A 13,419-nucleotide genomic window follows, 5' to 3' on the forward strand; every position below is an offset into this window, starting at 1 on the left:
CTCCTTACGCGCTCAGCAGCTGCTTCATGTCTTCTTCAACGGTGGTCACCGAACGCAGACCGAATTTCTCGTTGAGAACGGCCAGCAAGTCCGGCGTGAAGAAACCTGGCGCCGTCGGGCCGGTGACGATGTTTTTCACGCCCAGCGAGAGCAGGGTCAGCAGGATGACAATCGCTTTTTGCTCGAACCAGGAAAGGACCAGCGATAGCGGCAGGTCATTGACGCCGCAGCCCAATTTTTCCGCCAGCGTGACCGCCAGGATGATGGCGGAGTAAGCGTCGTTACACTGACCTGCATCGACCAGACGCGGCAGACCTTCGATATCGCCGAAATCCAGTTTGTTGAAACGGTACTTGCCGCAGGCCAGGGTCAGGATCAGGCAGTCATCCGGTACGCTGGTAGCGAAATCGGTGAAGTAGTTACGTTCGCCGCGCGCCCCGTCGCAACCGCCCACCAGGAAGATATGACGCAGTTTTTCACGGCTCACCAGGTCGATCAGCGTATCAGCCGCGCCCAGCAGGGTCTGACGACCGAAGCCAACGGTGATCAGGTGCGGGATCTCGCTGTATGGGAATCCTGCCATTTGCTGCGCCTGGGCGATAACCGGGGCGAAATCTTCGCCTTCCAGATGATTCACGCCCGGCCAGCCGACGATGCTGCGGGTCCAGATACGATCGTCATAGGCGCCGACGGTTGGGTCGATGATGCAGTTTGAGGTCATGACAATCGGGCCAGGGAAGCGGGCGAACTCGACCTGCTGGTTTTGCCAGCCGCTGCCGTAGTTACCGATCAAATGTTTGAATTTACGCAGTTCCGGGTAACCGTGCGCCGGCAGCATTTCACCGTGGGTGTAGACGTTAACCCCGGTACCTTCGGTTTGCTCCAGCAGGTTGTACAGATCTTTCAGGTCATGGCCGGAAATCAGGATGCATTTGCCTTCGGTCGCTTTGACGTTGACCTGAGTCGGGGTGGGGTGACCATATTTGGTGGTCTCGCCGGCGTCCAGGATGCTCATCACCTTAAAGTTCATCTGGCCGATTTCCATCGAACATTCCAGCAGCGCGTTCATATCGGCAGGCCAGGTACCTAGCCACGCCATGATTTTATGGTATTGGGCGTAGATGGCGTTGTCGTACTGACCCAGAACGTGCGCGTGCTCCATATAAGCCGCAGCGCCTTTCAGGCCGTACAGGCACAGCAGGCGCAGGCCGAGAATGTTCTCGCCGATGGCCGCTTTGTCTTTGTTCGGGGTGAATTCCGCCGCCTGGCGCTGCAGGTCGCCCAGATCGTCGCTCGCCAGCTGCAGATCGGCCATCGGGTTGTTAACCGTCGCGTGGGCATCAATGTTCAGGCACTGGGCTTTCAGCGCTTCACGCAGGGTGATGGCCTCGCGGGCGTAGCCAACGATACGCGGGGAGTCGAAGTTAACGTTGGTCAGCGTGGAAAAAAAAGCACGCGGCGCGAAGCTATCGATGTCGTGGTCGATGATGCCGTATTCGCGGGCTTTAAGCGCCCATGCGGAGAGGCCCTGCAAAGAAGCAATCAACAGATCCTGCAGATCGGAGGTTTCGGCCGTTTTCCCGCACATACCCTGCGCGTAAGAGCAGCCGTTCCCTGCCGGGGTACGGATGGTTTGTTCACATTGCACACAAAACATGGTCACACCTTTTTTAAAGTTATATTTAAGATACATGTTTAAGGTTATGCCCGAGCGCGAGAAGAGAAAAGGTATTTCTGATACAACTTACAGGGAGATTGATTTAGCGCAAAATTGGCGGCAGGAGACTACCGCCAGGTAGGTATTAAGCGGAGAAGAAAGCCATCAAGATGGGCACCAGCAGACTGAGGATGAAGCCATGAACGATGGCCGCCGGCACAATCTCCACCCCGCCTGAACGTTGCAGTACCGGCAGCGTAAAGTCCATTGATGTCGCGCCGCAAAGGCCTAGCGCCGTTGAACGGCTGCGGCGCACCAGACCAGGGATAAGCATAATCGCCAGCAGCTCGCGGGCAAGATCGTTAAAGAATGCCGCGCTGCCAATCACCGGGCCATAGGATTCGGTCAGCAGGATCCCGGAGAGTGAATACCAGCCAAAACCGGAGGCCATGGCCAGACCGGTTTTTAGCGGTAGGTCAAGAATAAAGGCATTGATGACGCCACCCAGTAATGAACTGACCATCACCACCACCGCGACAATCATGCCGCGGCGATTAAGAACGATTTGCCGCAGCGTCATGCCATTATTACGCAGTTGAATACCGATGAGGAACAAAAGGAAAATCAGCGTATATTCGCTGGCCTCGGTGGCGTGTTGTAAAAAAGAGAGACCGCTTAGACCAATCAGGAAGCCAATAAGCACCACGCCGCATAGCTGAAGGGATTCCAGCGCCATTGCCAGACGCGAGGGTAATCTTTCCTGACGATGATGATTTTGCCAGGGCATTTTCTGTTCAAGCCACATCAGGGCGGCAATATTGCACAGCATAATAATAACGACGCTGACCGCCGCATAATGAAGGATCGCCAGGAGGTTGCTGGCCAGATTATCCATGAAGGCCAGGCTAATTCCCATAAAGAAGAGAATAACGTAGACGATCCAGCTCAGAAGTCGCGTAATGAGTTTAAGGGCTGATGGCCGATGAAGAGGAATAAGATAGCCTATGACCAACGGCAGCAGAATGATTAATAGTCCCGAAAACATGAACGACACGATCCTTGCAGAGTGAAAATAGCGTCACTGACACTACCCAAATCGCCGGACTGAGTAAAGTAGTCGAAAAAAAGAAAGGCCCGGCGATACCGGGCCTCAAGAGAATAGTGGGAGCTTAGCTGCGTTTTTCCAGCAGGGTGCGGTAGAGCACGCCGCCGAGAATGCCGCCGATAATCGGCATTACCCAGAATAGCCACAGCTGCTGCAGCGCCCAGCCGCCCTGGAAAATCGCTACCGCGGTGCTACGCGCCGGGTTTACCGACGTGTTGGTGACCGGAATGCTGATCAGGTGAATAAGCGTCAGCGCCAGGCCAATGGCGATAGGGGCGAAGCCGGCAGGGGCGTTTTTATCCGTGGCGCCGTGAATAACCAGCAGGAAGCCGCAGGTCAGGACAATCTCAATCACAATGGCGGAAAGCATGGAGAAACCGCCCGGAGAATGTTCGCCATAACCGTTCGATGCGAACCCGCTAGCGGCGGCGTCGAAGCCCGCTTTACCGCTGGCGACAACATACAGAATAGCGGCGGCGATAATACCGCCGACGACCTGGGCGATAATATAACCAATCACCTCTTTGGCCGGGAAACGACCACCCGCCCATAAACCTAAAGTCACCGCCGGGTTAAAATGCCCGCCGGAAATATGGCCAACGGCATAGGCCATGGTTAATACGGTTAAACCGAAGGCCAGCGCGACGCCGGCAAAACCAATTCCCAGCTCCGGGAACGCTGCAGCCAGAACGGCGCTGCCGCAGCCACCGAATACCAGCCAGAATGTACCAAAGCATTCTGCTGCTAATTTTCTAAACATAACCACCTCAATAAAAACGTAAACGAGCACGAGTTTTCGTGCCGGCCTTTATTTTCGCCACAAAGAATGACGACTAGAATAAAGCGACGCTATTCTAGGGACGATCGCTACTCTGGGACCAGTTAAATAAATTGATGTAATTTGATATAGAACAATGCGCTGGGATTCCTTTTTATATGGGAATTTTTAAAAGTGTAGAACAAAAATGATTAAAAAAACGACTTTTGATGATGAATGCGTTTCTCAATTAAGTAAAATATCTCGCATCACATTCCGGCTCTTCACCCCATAGCGATTCATAATACGCCTGTGGTGTCATGTTGATGCTCACCTCGCTATACTGCTGATAACTGAAGGATATAGTCGCCACCGAGCGGAGGGCATATGCATCTTGAGCGCGTCGAAATAGTCGGTTTTCGCGGTATTAACCGTTTATCGTTGATGCTTGAGCAAAATAACGTGCTGATTGGCGAAAATGCCTGGGGTAAATCCAGCCTGCTGGATGCCCTGACGCTACTCCTGTCGCCGGAGTTTGACCTTTATCATTTTGTTCGGGAAGATTTTTGGTTTCCGCCCGGCGATATTCAGGGGCGCGAGCATCATCTGCATATCATTTTGACCTTCCGTGAAAATGAACCCGGCCGTCATCGGGTACGACGCTATCGCCCTCTCAGCAACTGCTGGGTGCCCTGCGACGACGGCTATCAGCGCGTTTTCTATCGCCTCGAGGGGGAGCTTGCTGATGACGACAGCGTAATGACCCTGCGTAGCTTTATTAATGGTGAAGGGGAAGCGCTGGAGCTTGACGATATTGATGAACTCGCCCGTCACCTGGTGCGGCTGATGCCGGTTCTGCGGCTGCGCGACGCCCGCTTTATGCGACGGATCCACAACGGCACTGTTCCGCATTCGCCGCAGATCGAAATTACCGCGCGCCAGCTTGATTTCCTCTCCCGAGAACTGGTGCATCATCCGCAAAATTTAACCGATGGGCAGATCCGCCAGGGGCTGTCGGCCATGGTGCAATTGCTGGAGCACTATTTTGCCGAGCAGAGCAGCGCACAGTCGCGTCATCGCCTGATGCGCCGTCATTCACATGATGAACAGCGCAACTGGCGCTACCTGGACATCATTAACAGGATGATCGACAAGCCCGGCGGGCGCAGCCATCGGGTGATTTTATTGGGACTGTTTTCTACGTTGTTGCAGGCGAAAGGTACGGTGAGACTCGATCGCGATGCGCGGCCGCTCTTGTTGATTGAGGACCCGGAAACCCGTCTGCATCCGATTATGCTTTCTGTAGCCTGGCATTTGCTTAATTTACTGCCGCTGCAGCGGGTGACGACGACGAACTCTGGCGAACTGCTGTCATTAACGCCCGTCGAGCACGTTTGCCGGCTGGTGCGCGAATCTTCACGGGTATCTGCCTGGCGGCTGGGTCCCGGCGGGATGAATGCCGAAGACAGCCGGCGCATCGCTTTTCATATTCGCTTTAACCGCGCTTCATCGCTCTTTGCCCGCTGCTGGCTGCTGGTCGAAGGGGAGACCGAAACCTGGGTTATCAACGAGCTGGCTCGCCAGTGCGGCCACCATTTTGATGCAGAAGGGGTGAAGGTGATTGAGTTTGCCCAGTCGGGATTAAAACCGCTTATCAAATTCGCCCGGCGAATGGGTATTGAATGGCACGTGCTGGTGGACGGCGATGAGGCCGGGAAGAAATATGCCGCCACCGTTCGCGGGCTGTTAAATGACGACAAAATGCTTGAGCGCGACCATCTCACCGCGCTACCGGCGATGGATATGGAGCATTTTATGTACCGCCAGGGCTTCGACGATGTTTATCATCGGGTGGCCCAGCTGCCGATGAATATTCCCATGAATATGCGGCGGGTGATCACCAAAGCGATCCACCGTTCGTCAAAACCGGACCTGGCGATTGAAGTGGCGATGGAGGCCGGGCGTCGCGGGGTTGACGCCATTCCGGCGCTGTTGAAAAAAATGTTCTCCCGCGTGCTATGGCTGGCGCGCGGGCGGGCGGATTAGCGCCGACCGCCGTTTACCTCTCTCTGCCGGGAACTCTCCCGGCATGCCTTGATCCGCGCGACCTTCAACTTTGGTTAAACAAAAATTAAGCGCAGCTAAAAATGCGCGTTATTCTATTGCCGCATTTAGATAGAATTGTTGCGGGTTCTGCGGGTTAAAACATCAGGAATTTTTATGAAATTAAATGGAAAGCGCAGGAAAGTATGGTGGCTGCTGGCGATTGTCGTACTGGCCCTCGCCGTCTGGGGATGGCGAATTCTGAATGCGCCGCTGCCGCAATATCAGACGCTGGTTGTACGCAAAGGCGACCTGCAGCAGAGCGTGCTGGCGACCGGTAAGCTGGATGCGTTAAAAAAAGTTGACGTCGGAGCCCAGGTTAGCGGACAGCTAAAAATGCTGCGCGTTGAGATTGGCGACAAAGTCAAAAAAGATCAACTGCTGGGGGTTATCGATCCCGAGCAGGCGGAAAACCAGATTAAAGAAGTTGAAGCGACGCTGATGGAGCTGCGGGCGCAGCTCAACCAGGCCCGTGCGGAGCGTAAACTGTCTGCGGCGACGTTGGCCCGCCAGCAGCAGCTGGCGCAGCGCCAGTTAGTCTCTCGCCAGGACCTCGATACCGCCGCGACTGACTTAGCGGTCAAAGAGGCGCAAATCGGTACGATTGAAGCGCAGGTCAAACGTAATCAGGCTACCCTGGATACGGCCAAAACCAACCTCGACTACACCAAAATTTTGGCACCGATGTCAGGGGAAGTGACGCAAATCACTACCCTGCAGGGGCAGACGGTGATTGCCGCCCAGCAGGCGCCGAATATTTTAACCCTAGCCGATCTCAGCACTATGCTGGTGAAGGCGCAGGTCTCGGAAGCGGACGTGATTCACCTGAAGCCGGGGCAAAAAGCCTGGTTTACCGTGCTGGGCGATCCGCTGACGCGCTATGAAGGGACATTGAAGGATATCCTGCCGACACCCGAAAAGGTCAATGACGCGATTTTCTACTACGCCCGTTTTGAAGTGCCGAACCCGCAGGGCATCCTGCGTCTGGAAATGACCGCCCAGGTGCATATCCAGCTCTCGGAAGTGAAAAACGTCATCACCATCCCGCTGAGCGCGCTGGGTGAAGCCATCGGCGATAACCGCTACCACGTGCGTCTGCTGCGTACCGGTGAAGTTAAAGAGCGTGAAATCGTTATCGGCGCGCGTAACGACACCGATGTGGCAGTGGTGAAAGGGCTGGAAGAGGGGGATGAAGTGATTATCGGCGAAGGTGCGGCCGGAGCGGCGAAATGACGGCGTTACTGGAACTGCGTGATATTCGCCGCAGCTATCCTTCTGGTGAGGGCAACGTTGAGGTGCTGAAAGGCATTACGTTGAGCATTGCCGCAGGAGAAATGGTGGCTATTGTCGGGGCGTCCGGCTCCGGCAAATCCACGCTGATGAATATTCTCGGCTGTCTGGACAAACCGACCGGCGGTACCTACCGGGTCGCGGGAACGGACGTGGCTCGTCTCAACGGCGACGAGCTGGCGCGCCTGCGGCGGGAGCATTTCGGCTTTATTTTCCAGCGCTATCACCTGCTATCGCATCTGACCGCGGCGCAGAACGTCGAAGTTCCGGCGGTTTATGCCGGCGCGGAGCGTAAAGCGCGTCTGGCCCGGGCCCATGAGCTGCTGATTCGGTTGGGACTGGGCGACAGAGCTGAATATCAGCCTTCGCAGCTCTCCGGCGGCCAGCAGCAGCGGGTGAGTATCGCCCGCGCCCTGATGAACGGCGGGGAAGTGATTCTCGCGGATGAGCCAACCGGCGCGCTGGACAGCCGCTCCGGCGAAGAGGTCATGGGGATCCTTCACCAGCTAAAAGCGCAGGGGCATACGGTGATTATCGTCACCCATGATCCGCAGGTGGCGGCCCAGGCAGAACGGGTCATTGAAATACACGATGGTGAAATCGTGCGTAATCCGCCCGCGCTGGGGTCCGCCCACGGCGGCGTACTGCGTCAGCGTACGGCGGCTGAGCCATCGGCGTGGCGTCAGTTCAGCAGCGGCTTTCGCGAAGCGCTGGTTATGGCCTGGCGCGCGATGGCGGCGAATAAAATGCGTACGCTGCTGACGATGCTCGGGATTATTATCGGTATTGCCTCGGTGGTGTCGATTGTGGTGGTGGGCGATGCCGCGAAGCAGATGGTGCTGGCCGATATTCGCGCTATCGGTACCAATACCATTGATGTTTATCCCGGCAAGGATTTCGGCGATGACGATCCCCGCTATCAGCAGTCTCTGAAGTACGATGACCTGTTGGCTATTCAGAAACAGCCCTGGGTCAGCTCGGCGACCCCGGCGGTATCAAAAAGCCTGCGTCTGCGGGCTGATAACATTGACGTTGCCGCCAGCGCCGAGGGCGTAGGGTCACAGTATTTTAACGTCTACGGCATGACCTTCAGCGAAGGAAATACCTTTAACGAGCTTCAGCTAAATAGCCGCGCGCAGGTGGTGGTGCTCGACAGTAACGCGCGTCGACAGCTGTTTCCGCACAAAGCGAAAGTGGTGGGTGAGATCATTCTGGTCGGCAACATGCCGGCGACGGTGATCGGCGTCGCGGATGAAAAACAGTCGATGTTCGGCAGCAGCAAAATCCTGCGCGTCTGGTTACCCTATACCACGATGGCCGGGCGGGTGATGGGGCAGTCGTGGCTGAATTCCATCACCGTGCGGGTGAATGAAGGTTATGACAGCTCGATTGCCGAGCAGCAGCTGTTGCGTCTACTGGAACTGCGTCACGGTAAGAAAGATGTTTTCACCTGGAATATGGACAGCGTCTTGAAAACGGCGGAACGGACCACACATACATTACAGCTGTTTCTGACGCTGGTGGCGGTGATTGCGCTGGTGGTCGGCGGAATTGGCGTAATGAACATTATGCTGGTCTCAGTCACCGAGCGCACGCGGGAGATCGGTATCCGTATGGCGGTCGGTGCGCGGGCCAGCGATGTGTTACAGCAGTTTTTGATCGAGGCGGTGTTGGTTTGCCTGGTCGGCGGGGCGCTGGGCGTCACGCTTTCGCTGCTGATCGCCTTTGTTCTCCAGCTGTTTTTACCCGGCTGGGAGATCGGTTTTTCGCCGTTGGCGCTATTGACCGCATTTTTATGCTCCACGCTGACTGGGGTGCTGTTTGGCTGGCTACCGGCGCGCAACGCGGCGCGTCTGGACCCGGTAGACGCCCTGGCGCGCGAGTAGCGATAAAAAAATGCCAGTCAGAAGGACTGGCATTTTGCTGGCGGGATGTACACAATGAAGCAAAAGAGTTATGCGGCTGTTTCTGTTTCTTCAGCTTCAACAGGGACAATCACGCTGGCGTGGTTACCTTTTGGCCCCTGGTGAACATCAAACCGAACCGCTTGTCCGGCTTTTAGCGTTCTGTAACCATCCATCTGGATGGTGGAGTAATGGGCGAAAATGTCTTCGCCGCCGCCCTCAGGGCAGATAAAACCGAACCCTTTGGCATTGTTGAACCACTTAACAGTACCCATTTCCATACTTCGACATCCTTCGTAAATCTTATAAGTAAGATGGAATGAACCGGTAGTGGAGTGACGAGTTGTTCATTTGCTCGCCAACTCTCGCCACTACAATTTAGAGAAATCAGGAAATGCGTCAAGCGATTGACGCTGGGGGACGGTGAAAAATGCGTCAAAATTTGAAGCAGTTAACGCTATTGCCGGGGAATGTGACAGACGTCGCGGATGGAAGTAATAGATGATAATTATCTATGATCTATTGTAGATTTGTGATGTGCATAGCCTCTGGTCATCGACAGGCCACCGCCTGTTGGCAACAGCAACCGATGATGAACACTGACGATGAGTAAGAGAGACTGGTTGGACTTCGATCAGCTAGTAGAGGACGAAGTTAAGGATGCGCTTAAACCGCCATCTATGTATAAAGTGATATTAGTCAATGATGACTACACTCCAATGGAGTTTGTTATTGACGTGTTACAAAAATTCTTTTCTTATGATGTTGAACGTGCAACGCAACTGATGCTGACGGTTCACTATCAAGGTAAAGCGATTTGCGGGGTCTTTACCGCCGAAGTCGCCGAAACCAAAGTATCGATGGTGAACCAGTACGCAAGGGAGAACGAACATCCGTTGTTGTGTACGCTAGAAAAAGCCTGAATGCAGGCAATAAACTTGGGGGAGGTGCCTATGCTCAATCAAGAACTGGAACTCAGTTTAAACATGGCTTTCGCCAGAGCGCGCGAGCACCGTCATGAGTTCATGACCGTCGAGCACTTGTTGCTGGCGCTGCTTAGCAACCCTTCGGCCCGCGAAGCGCTTGAAGCGTGTTCAGTGGACCTGGTCGCGCTGCGTCAGGAGCTTGAAGCCTTCATCGAACAGACCACACCCGTACTGCCTGCAACGGAAGAAGAGCGCGATACTCAGCCGACGCTGAGCTTCCAGCGCGTCCTGCAGCGTGCCGTTTTCCACGTCCAGTCTTCCGGCCGCAGCGAAGTGACTGGCGCCAACGTTCTGGTCGCGATTTTCAGCGAGCAGGAGTCTCAGGCGGCCTATCTGCTGCGTAAACACGAAGTCAGCCGACTTGATGTAGTGAATTTCATCTCTCACGGTACGCGTAAAGACGAGCCGAGCCAGTCTTCCGATAGTAGCGGAAGTCAGCCAGGCAGCGGCGAAGAGCAAGCAGGCGGGGAGGATCGTATGGAAAACTTCACCACCAACCTCAACCAGCTTGCCCGCGTAGGCGGTATCGATCCGCTGATCGGTCGCGAGAAAGAGCTGGAACGCGCTATTCAGGTTCTGTGCCGCCGTCGCAAGAACAACCCGCTGCTGGTGGGGGAATCCGGCGTCGGTAAAACCGCTATTGCTGAAGGGCTTGCCTGGCGTATCGTGCAGGGCGACGTGCCGGAAGTGATGGCCGATTGCACTATCTATTCGCTGGATATCGGTTCGCTGCTGGCAGGCACCAAGTATCGCGGCGATTTTGAAAAACGCTTTAAAGCGCTGCTCAAGCAGCTGGAGCAGGACACCAACAGTATTCTGTTCATCGATGAGATCCACACCATTATCGGTGCGGGGGCGGCTTCCGGCGGGCAGGTCGATGCCGCTAACCTGATTAAACCGCTGCTTTCCAGCGGTAAGATCCGGGTAATCGGTTCGACAACCTACCAGGAATTCAGCAACATCTTTGAAAAAGATCGTGCCCTGGCGCGTCGTTTCCAGAAAATTGATATCACCGAACCTTCCGTGGAAGAGACGGTGCAGATTATTAACGGCCTGAAGCCGAAGTATGAAGCGCACCACGATGTCCGTTACACCGCGAAGGCGGTACGTGCGGCGGTGGAACTGGCGGTGAAATACATTAACGATCGTCATCTGCCGGATAAGGCGATTGACGTGATTGATGAAGCCGGGGCGCGTGCGCGCTTGATGCCGGTGAGTAAACGTAAGAAAACGGTTAACGTGGCGGATATTGAGTCCGTGGTAGCGCGGATTGCGCGCATACCTGAGAAGAGCGTTTCCCGCAGCGATCGCGATACGCTGAAAAACCTCGGCGATCGCCTGAAAATGCTGGTCTTCGGCCAGGATAAGGCGATTGAGGCCTTAACCGAAGCGATCAAGATGGCGCGCGCCGGGCTTGGCCATGAGCACAAACCCGTCGGCTCTTTCCTGTTCGCCGGGCCTACCGGGGTCGGTAAAACCGAGGTTACCGTACAGCTGGCGAAGTCGCTGGGCATTGAGCTGCTGCGTTTTGATATGTCCGAATATATGGAACGTCATACCGTCAGCCGCTTAATCGGTGCGCCTCCGGGTTACGTCGGTTTCGATCAGGGCGGGCTGCTGACCGATGCGGTTATTAAGCATCCGCACGCGGTGCTGCTGCTTGATGAAATTGAAAAAGCGCATCCGGACGTCTTTAACCTGCTGCTGCAGGTGATGGATAACGGGACGCTGACCGACAACAACGGCCGCAAAGCGGATTTCCGCAACGTGGTGCTGGTGATGACCACCAACGCCGGGGTGCGTGAAACCGAGCGTAAATCCATTGGCCTTATTCATCAGGACAACAGTCCGGATGCGATGGATGAGATCAAAAAGATCTTTACGCCGGAATTCCGTAACCGTCTCGACAACATTATCTGGTTTGATCACCTGTCTACGACGGTTATCCATCAGGTGGTGGATAAATTTATCGTCGAGCTGCAGGTTCAGCTGGATCAGAAAGGCGTCTCTTTGGAAGTCAGCCAGGAAGCTCGCGATTGGCTGGCCGAGAAAGGCTATGACCGGGCCATGGGCGCACGTCCGATGGCACGGGTAATTCAGGACAACCTGAAAAAACCGCTGGCCAACGAGCTGCTGTTTGGCTTACTGGTTGACGGCGGCCAGGTAACGGTGGAACTGGACAAAGAGAAAAATGCGCTGACCTACGACTTCCAGAGTGCGCAGAAGCACAAACCGGAAGCGGCGCATTAAGTTTCTGGTACCCAATGACAAAACCGGCCTCAGGGCCGGTTTTTTTATCTGCGCGCTTTTAGTTGTAAATGACGTAGAAATGAAAAGACCGGGAATTATCCCGGCCTTCAGCATCTGGCGCGCTAAGCGCGAAAACGATCAGCGACTACGGAAGACAATGCGGCCTTTGCTCAGGTCGTACGGGGTCAGCTCAACAGTCACTTTGTCGCCCGTCAGAATGCGGATGTAGTTTTTACGCATTTTACCGGAAATATGCGCAGTTACCACGTGACCGTTTTCCAGTTCTACGCGGAACATAGTGTTAGGCAGCGTATCAAGTACGGTGCCCTGCATTTCAATATTGTCTTCTTTGGCCATCTAGTCCTCTGGGGTATCACTACCGTAGTTTTGAACCGGCAAGATAATGCCGAAGTTCAGCAAGTATGTAAAGTTTTACGTCAAATCGCCGAAGTAGTTTTGGCGCATTACCCGTGATTCACGCGGATAAACCGGGTGACAGGCGCAAACGTAAAGGGGGAGTGACAGAACAATGGGTGTTATCTGACTCTTATTATTCCCAAACGGCGGCGGGGCAACGGGCAGAAGCTACTCTACCGCGCAATTATAACATCCCAACAAAAAATGTGCTGAAAACATTTACGCTTCTCCTGCAAATAGCACCCTCGGTACCCAGAATAGTTCCGGTAGACGATAAGTCCGCAGCACGGAGAGATAGTCGAGGTAATCGCGGCGAGGAATTTCCACTGCGCCCAGCGACGCCGTATGCTTATTCAGCACCTGACAATCGATTAATTTTCCGCCATCCTGTGAAAATACCTTGCTAAAGACCAGCAGCGCGGTTTTAGAGGCGTTTTCGGCACGGCTGAACATCGACTCTCCGCAAAACAGCGCGCCCTGCGCAACGCCATACATTCCACCGACTAAAGCATCTCCCTGCCACACTTCAATAGAATGCGCATGTCCCAGCTCGTGCAGCTGATGGTAGGCCTGAACGATTCCTGCCGTTATCCATGTTCCCTCATCGCGATGGTCGGCGCAGCCCTCGATAACCTGACCGAAGGCGTGATTCAGCGTGACGCGATAAGGCGAGCGCTGATGGAAACGCTTCATACTGCGGCTGAGATGAAATTTCTCTGGCCACAGTACCGCTCGCGGATCGGGGGACCACCATAAAATAGGATCGCCGGGTGAAAACCACGGAAAAATACCGCGCTGATAGGCCATCAGTAGCCGCGCCGGGCTAAGATCGCCGCCCAGCGCCAACAGGCCATTAGGTTCACGTAAAGCGCCTTCCGGGGAGGGGAAAGCGATGGAATGATGAGAGAGCTGAACCAGCCGCATTTTTACCTCAACGCATCAGGCAATGA

The 13,419-nt window shown here is 54.8% G+C and carries 11 protein-coding genes; 5 read left to right on the forward strand and 6 right to left on the reverse strand.

The features are described 5' to 3' along the window. Positions 1-4 precede the first annotated feature (4 nt). The 3 genes from hcp to aqpZ form a co-directional block, all read right to left on the reverse strand. Positions 5-1,657, reverse strand: coding sequence for a hydroxylamine reductase (gene hcp, locus IYV58_RS09020; protein WP_087830133.1), 1,653 nt, complete (start codon positions 1,655-1,657; stop codon positions 5-7). A gap of 145 nt (positions 1,658-1,802) precedes the next feature. Further along, positions 1,803-2,702 (reverse strand): LysO family transporter, encoded by a 900-nt coding sequence (locus IYV58_RS09025; RefSeq protein ID WP_195729529.1) that lies wholly within the window; start codon positions 2,700-2,702, stop codon positions 1,803-1,805. 124 nt (positions 2,703-2,826) lie between these two features. Beyond that, positions 2,827-3,522: an aquaporin Z gene (gene aqpZ, locus IYV58_RS09030; protein WP_004130892.1), complete on the reverse strand. Its 696-nt coding sequence runs from the start codon at positions 3,520-3,522 to the stop codon at positions 2,827-2,829. 384 nt (positions 3,523-3,906) lie between these two features. Here aqpZ and IYV58_RS09035 point away from each other — a divergent pair, with 384 nt between their 5' ends. The 3 genes from IYV58_RS09035 (at position 3,907) to macB (ending at position 8,798) form a co-directional block, all read left to right on the forward strand. Next, entirely contained in the window at positions 3,907-5,565 is a 1,659-nt protein-coding gene (locus IYV58_RS09035; protein WP_142446173.1) for an ATP-dependent endonuclease, read from the forward strand. Positions 5,566-5,739: 174 nt separating this feature from the next. Further along, positions 5,740-6,855, forward strand: a complete 1,116-nt coding sequence (macA, locus tag IYV58_RS09040) for a macrolide transporter subunit MacA (protein WP_142446172.1) — start codon at positions 5,740-5,742, stop codon at positions 6,853-6,855. After that, a complete protein-coding gene (gene macB, locus IYV58_RS09045; protein ID WP_004130896.1) occupies positions 6,852-8,798 on the forward strand; it encodes a macrolide ABC transporter ATP-binding protein/permease MacB in 1,947 nt (648 codons plus the stop codon). Before macA ends, macB begins: the two co-directional genes overlap by 4 nt. Before the next feature lie 68 nt (positions 8,799-8,866). Here the strand turns inward: macB and cspD are convergent, their stop codons facing one another. Next, a complete protein-coding gene (gene cspD, locus IYV58_RS09050; RefSeq protein WP_004100627.1) occupies positions 8,867-9,097 on the reverse strand; it encodes a cold shock-like protein CspD in 231 nt (76 codons plus the stop codon). 324 nt (positions 9,098-9,421) lie between these two features. On the opposite strand from cspD, the gene clpS reads away from it, so the two are divergent. Together clpS and clpA are read left to right on the forward strand one after the other, a co-directional pair. Continuing rightward, positions 9,422-9,739, forward strand: a complete 318-nt coding sequence (gene clpS / locus IYV58_RS09055; RefSeq protein WP_004130898.1) for an ATP-dependent Clp protease adapter ClpS — start codon at positions 9,422-9,424, stop codon at positions 9,737-9,739. Positions 9,740-9,769: 30 nt separating this feature from the next. After that, the gene (clpA, locus tag IYV58_RS09060; protein WP_004130900.1) at positions 9,770-12,052 is read left to right on the forward strand and encodes an ATP-dependent Clp protease ATP-binding subunit ClpA; all 2,283 of its coding nucleotides are present in this window, start codon (positions 9,770-9,772) and stop codon (positions 12,050-12,052) included. 138 nt (positions 12,053-12,190) lie between these two features. On the opposite strand, the gene infA is transcribed toward clpA, so the two are convergent. Both infA and aat read right to left on the reverse strand, forming a co-directional pair. Then, positions 12,191-12,409: a translation initiation factor IF-1 gene (infA, locus tag IYV58_RS09065; RefSeq protein WP_002211347.1), complete on the reverse strand. Its 219-nt coding sequence runs from the start codon at positions 12,407-12,409 to the stop codon at positions 12,191-12,193. A gap of 279 nt (positions 12,410-12,688) precedes the next feature. Beyond that, positions 12,689-13,393, reverse strand: coding sequence for a leucyl/phenylalanyl-tRNA--protein transferase (aat, locus tag IYV58_RS09070; protein WP_195729530.1), 705 nt, complete (start codon positions 13,391-13,393; stop codon positions 12,689-12,691). Between the last annotated feature and the right edge of the window lie 26 nt (positions 13,394-13,419).

Origin of the sequence: Klebsiella sp. BDA134-6 (genome assembly GCF_015601345.1) — a bacterium.
GTDB lineage: Bacteria > Pseudomonadota > Gammaproteobacteria > Enterobacterales > Enterobacteriaceae > Klebsiella > Klebsiella grimontii.

What these genes read in the sequence shown, in the direction of transcription:
- hcp (WP_087830133.1), bottom strand. Translation starts at nt 1,657, where the DNA reads ATGTTTTGTGTGCAATGTGAACAAACCATCCGTACCCCGGCAGGGAAC.
- IYV58_RS09025 (WP_195729529.1), bottom strand. Translation starts at nt 2,702, where the DNA reads ATGTTTTCGGGACTATTAATCATTCTGCTGCCGTTGGTCATAGGCTAT.
- aqpZ (WP_004130892.1), bottom strand. Translation starts at nt 3,522, where the DNA reads ATGTTTAGAAAATTAGCAGCAGAATGCTTTGGTACATTCTGGCTGGTA.
- IYV58_RS09035 (WP_142446173.1), top strand. Translation starts at nt 3,907, where the DNA reads ATGCATCTTGAGCGCGTCGAAATAGTCGGTTTTCGCGGTATTAACCGT.
- macA (WP_142446172.1), top strand. Translation starts at nt 5,740, where the DNA reads ATGAAATTAAATGGAAAGCGCAGGAAAGTATGGTGGCTGCTGGCGATT.
- macB (WP_004130896.1), top strand. Translation starts at nt 6,852, where the DNA reads ATGACGGCGTTACTGGAACTGCGTGATATTCGCCGCAGCTATCCTTCT.
- cspD (WP_004100627.1), bottom strand. Translation starts at nt 9,097, where the DNA reads ATGGAAATGGGTACTGTTAAGTGGTTCAACAATGCCAAAGGGTTCGGT.
- clpS (WP_004130898.1), top strand. Translation starts at nt 9,422, where the DNA reads ATGAGTAAGAGAGACTGGTTGGACTTCGATCAGCTAGTAGAGGACGAA.
- clpA (WP_004130900.1), top strand. Translation starts at nt 9,770, where the DNA reads ATGCTCAATCAAGAACTGGAACTCAGTTTAAACATGGCTTTCGCCAGA.
- infA (WP_002211347.1), bottom strand. Translation starts at nt 12,409, where the DNA reads ATGGCCAAAGAAGACAATATTGAAATGCAGGGCACCGTACTTGATACG.
- aat (WP_195729530.1), bottom strand. Translation starts at nt 13,393, where the DNA reads ATGCGGCTGGTTCAGCTCTCTCATCATTCCATCGCTTTCCCCTCCCCG.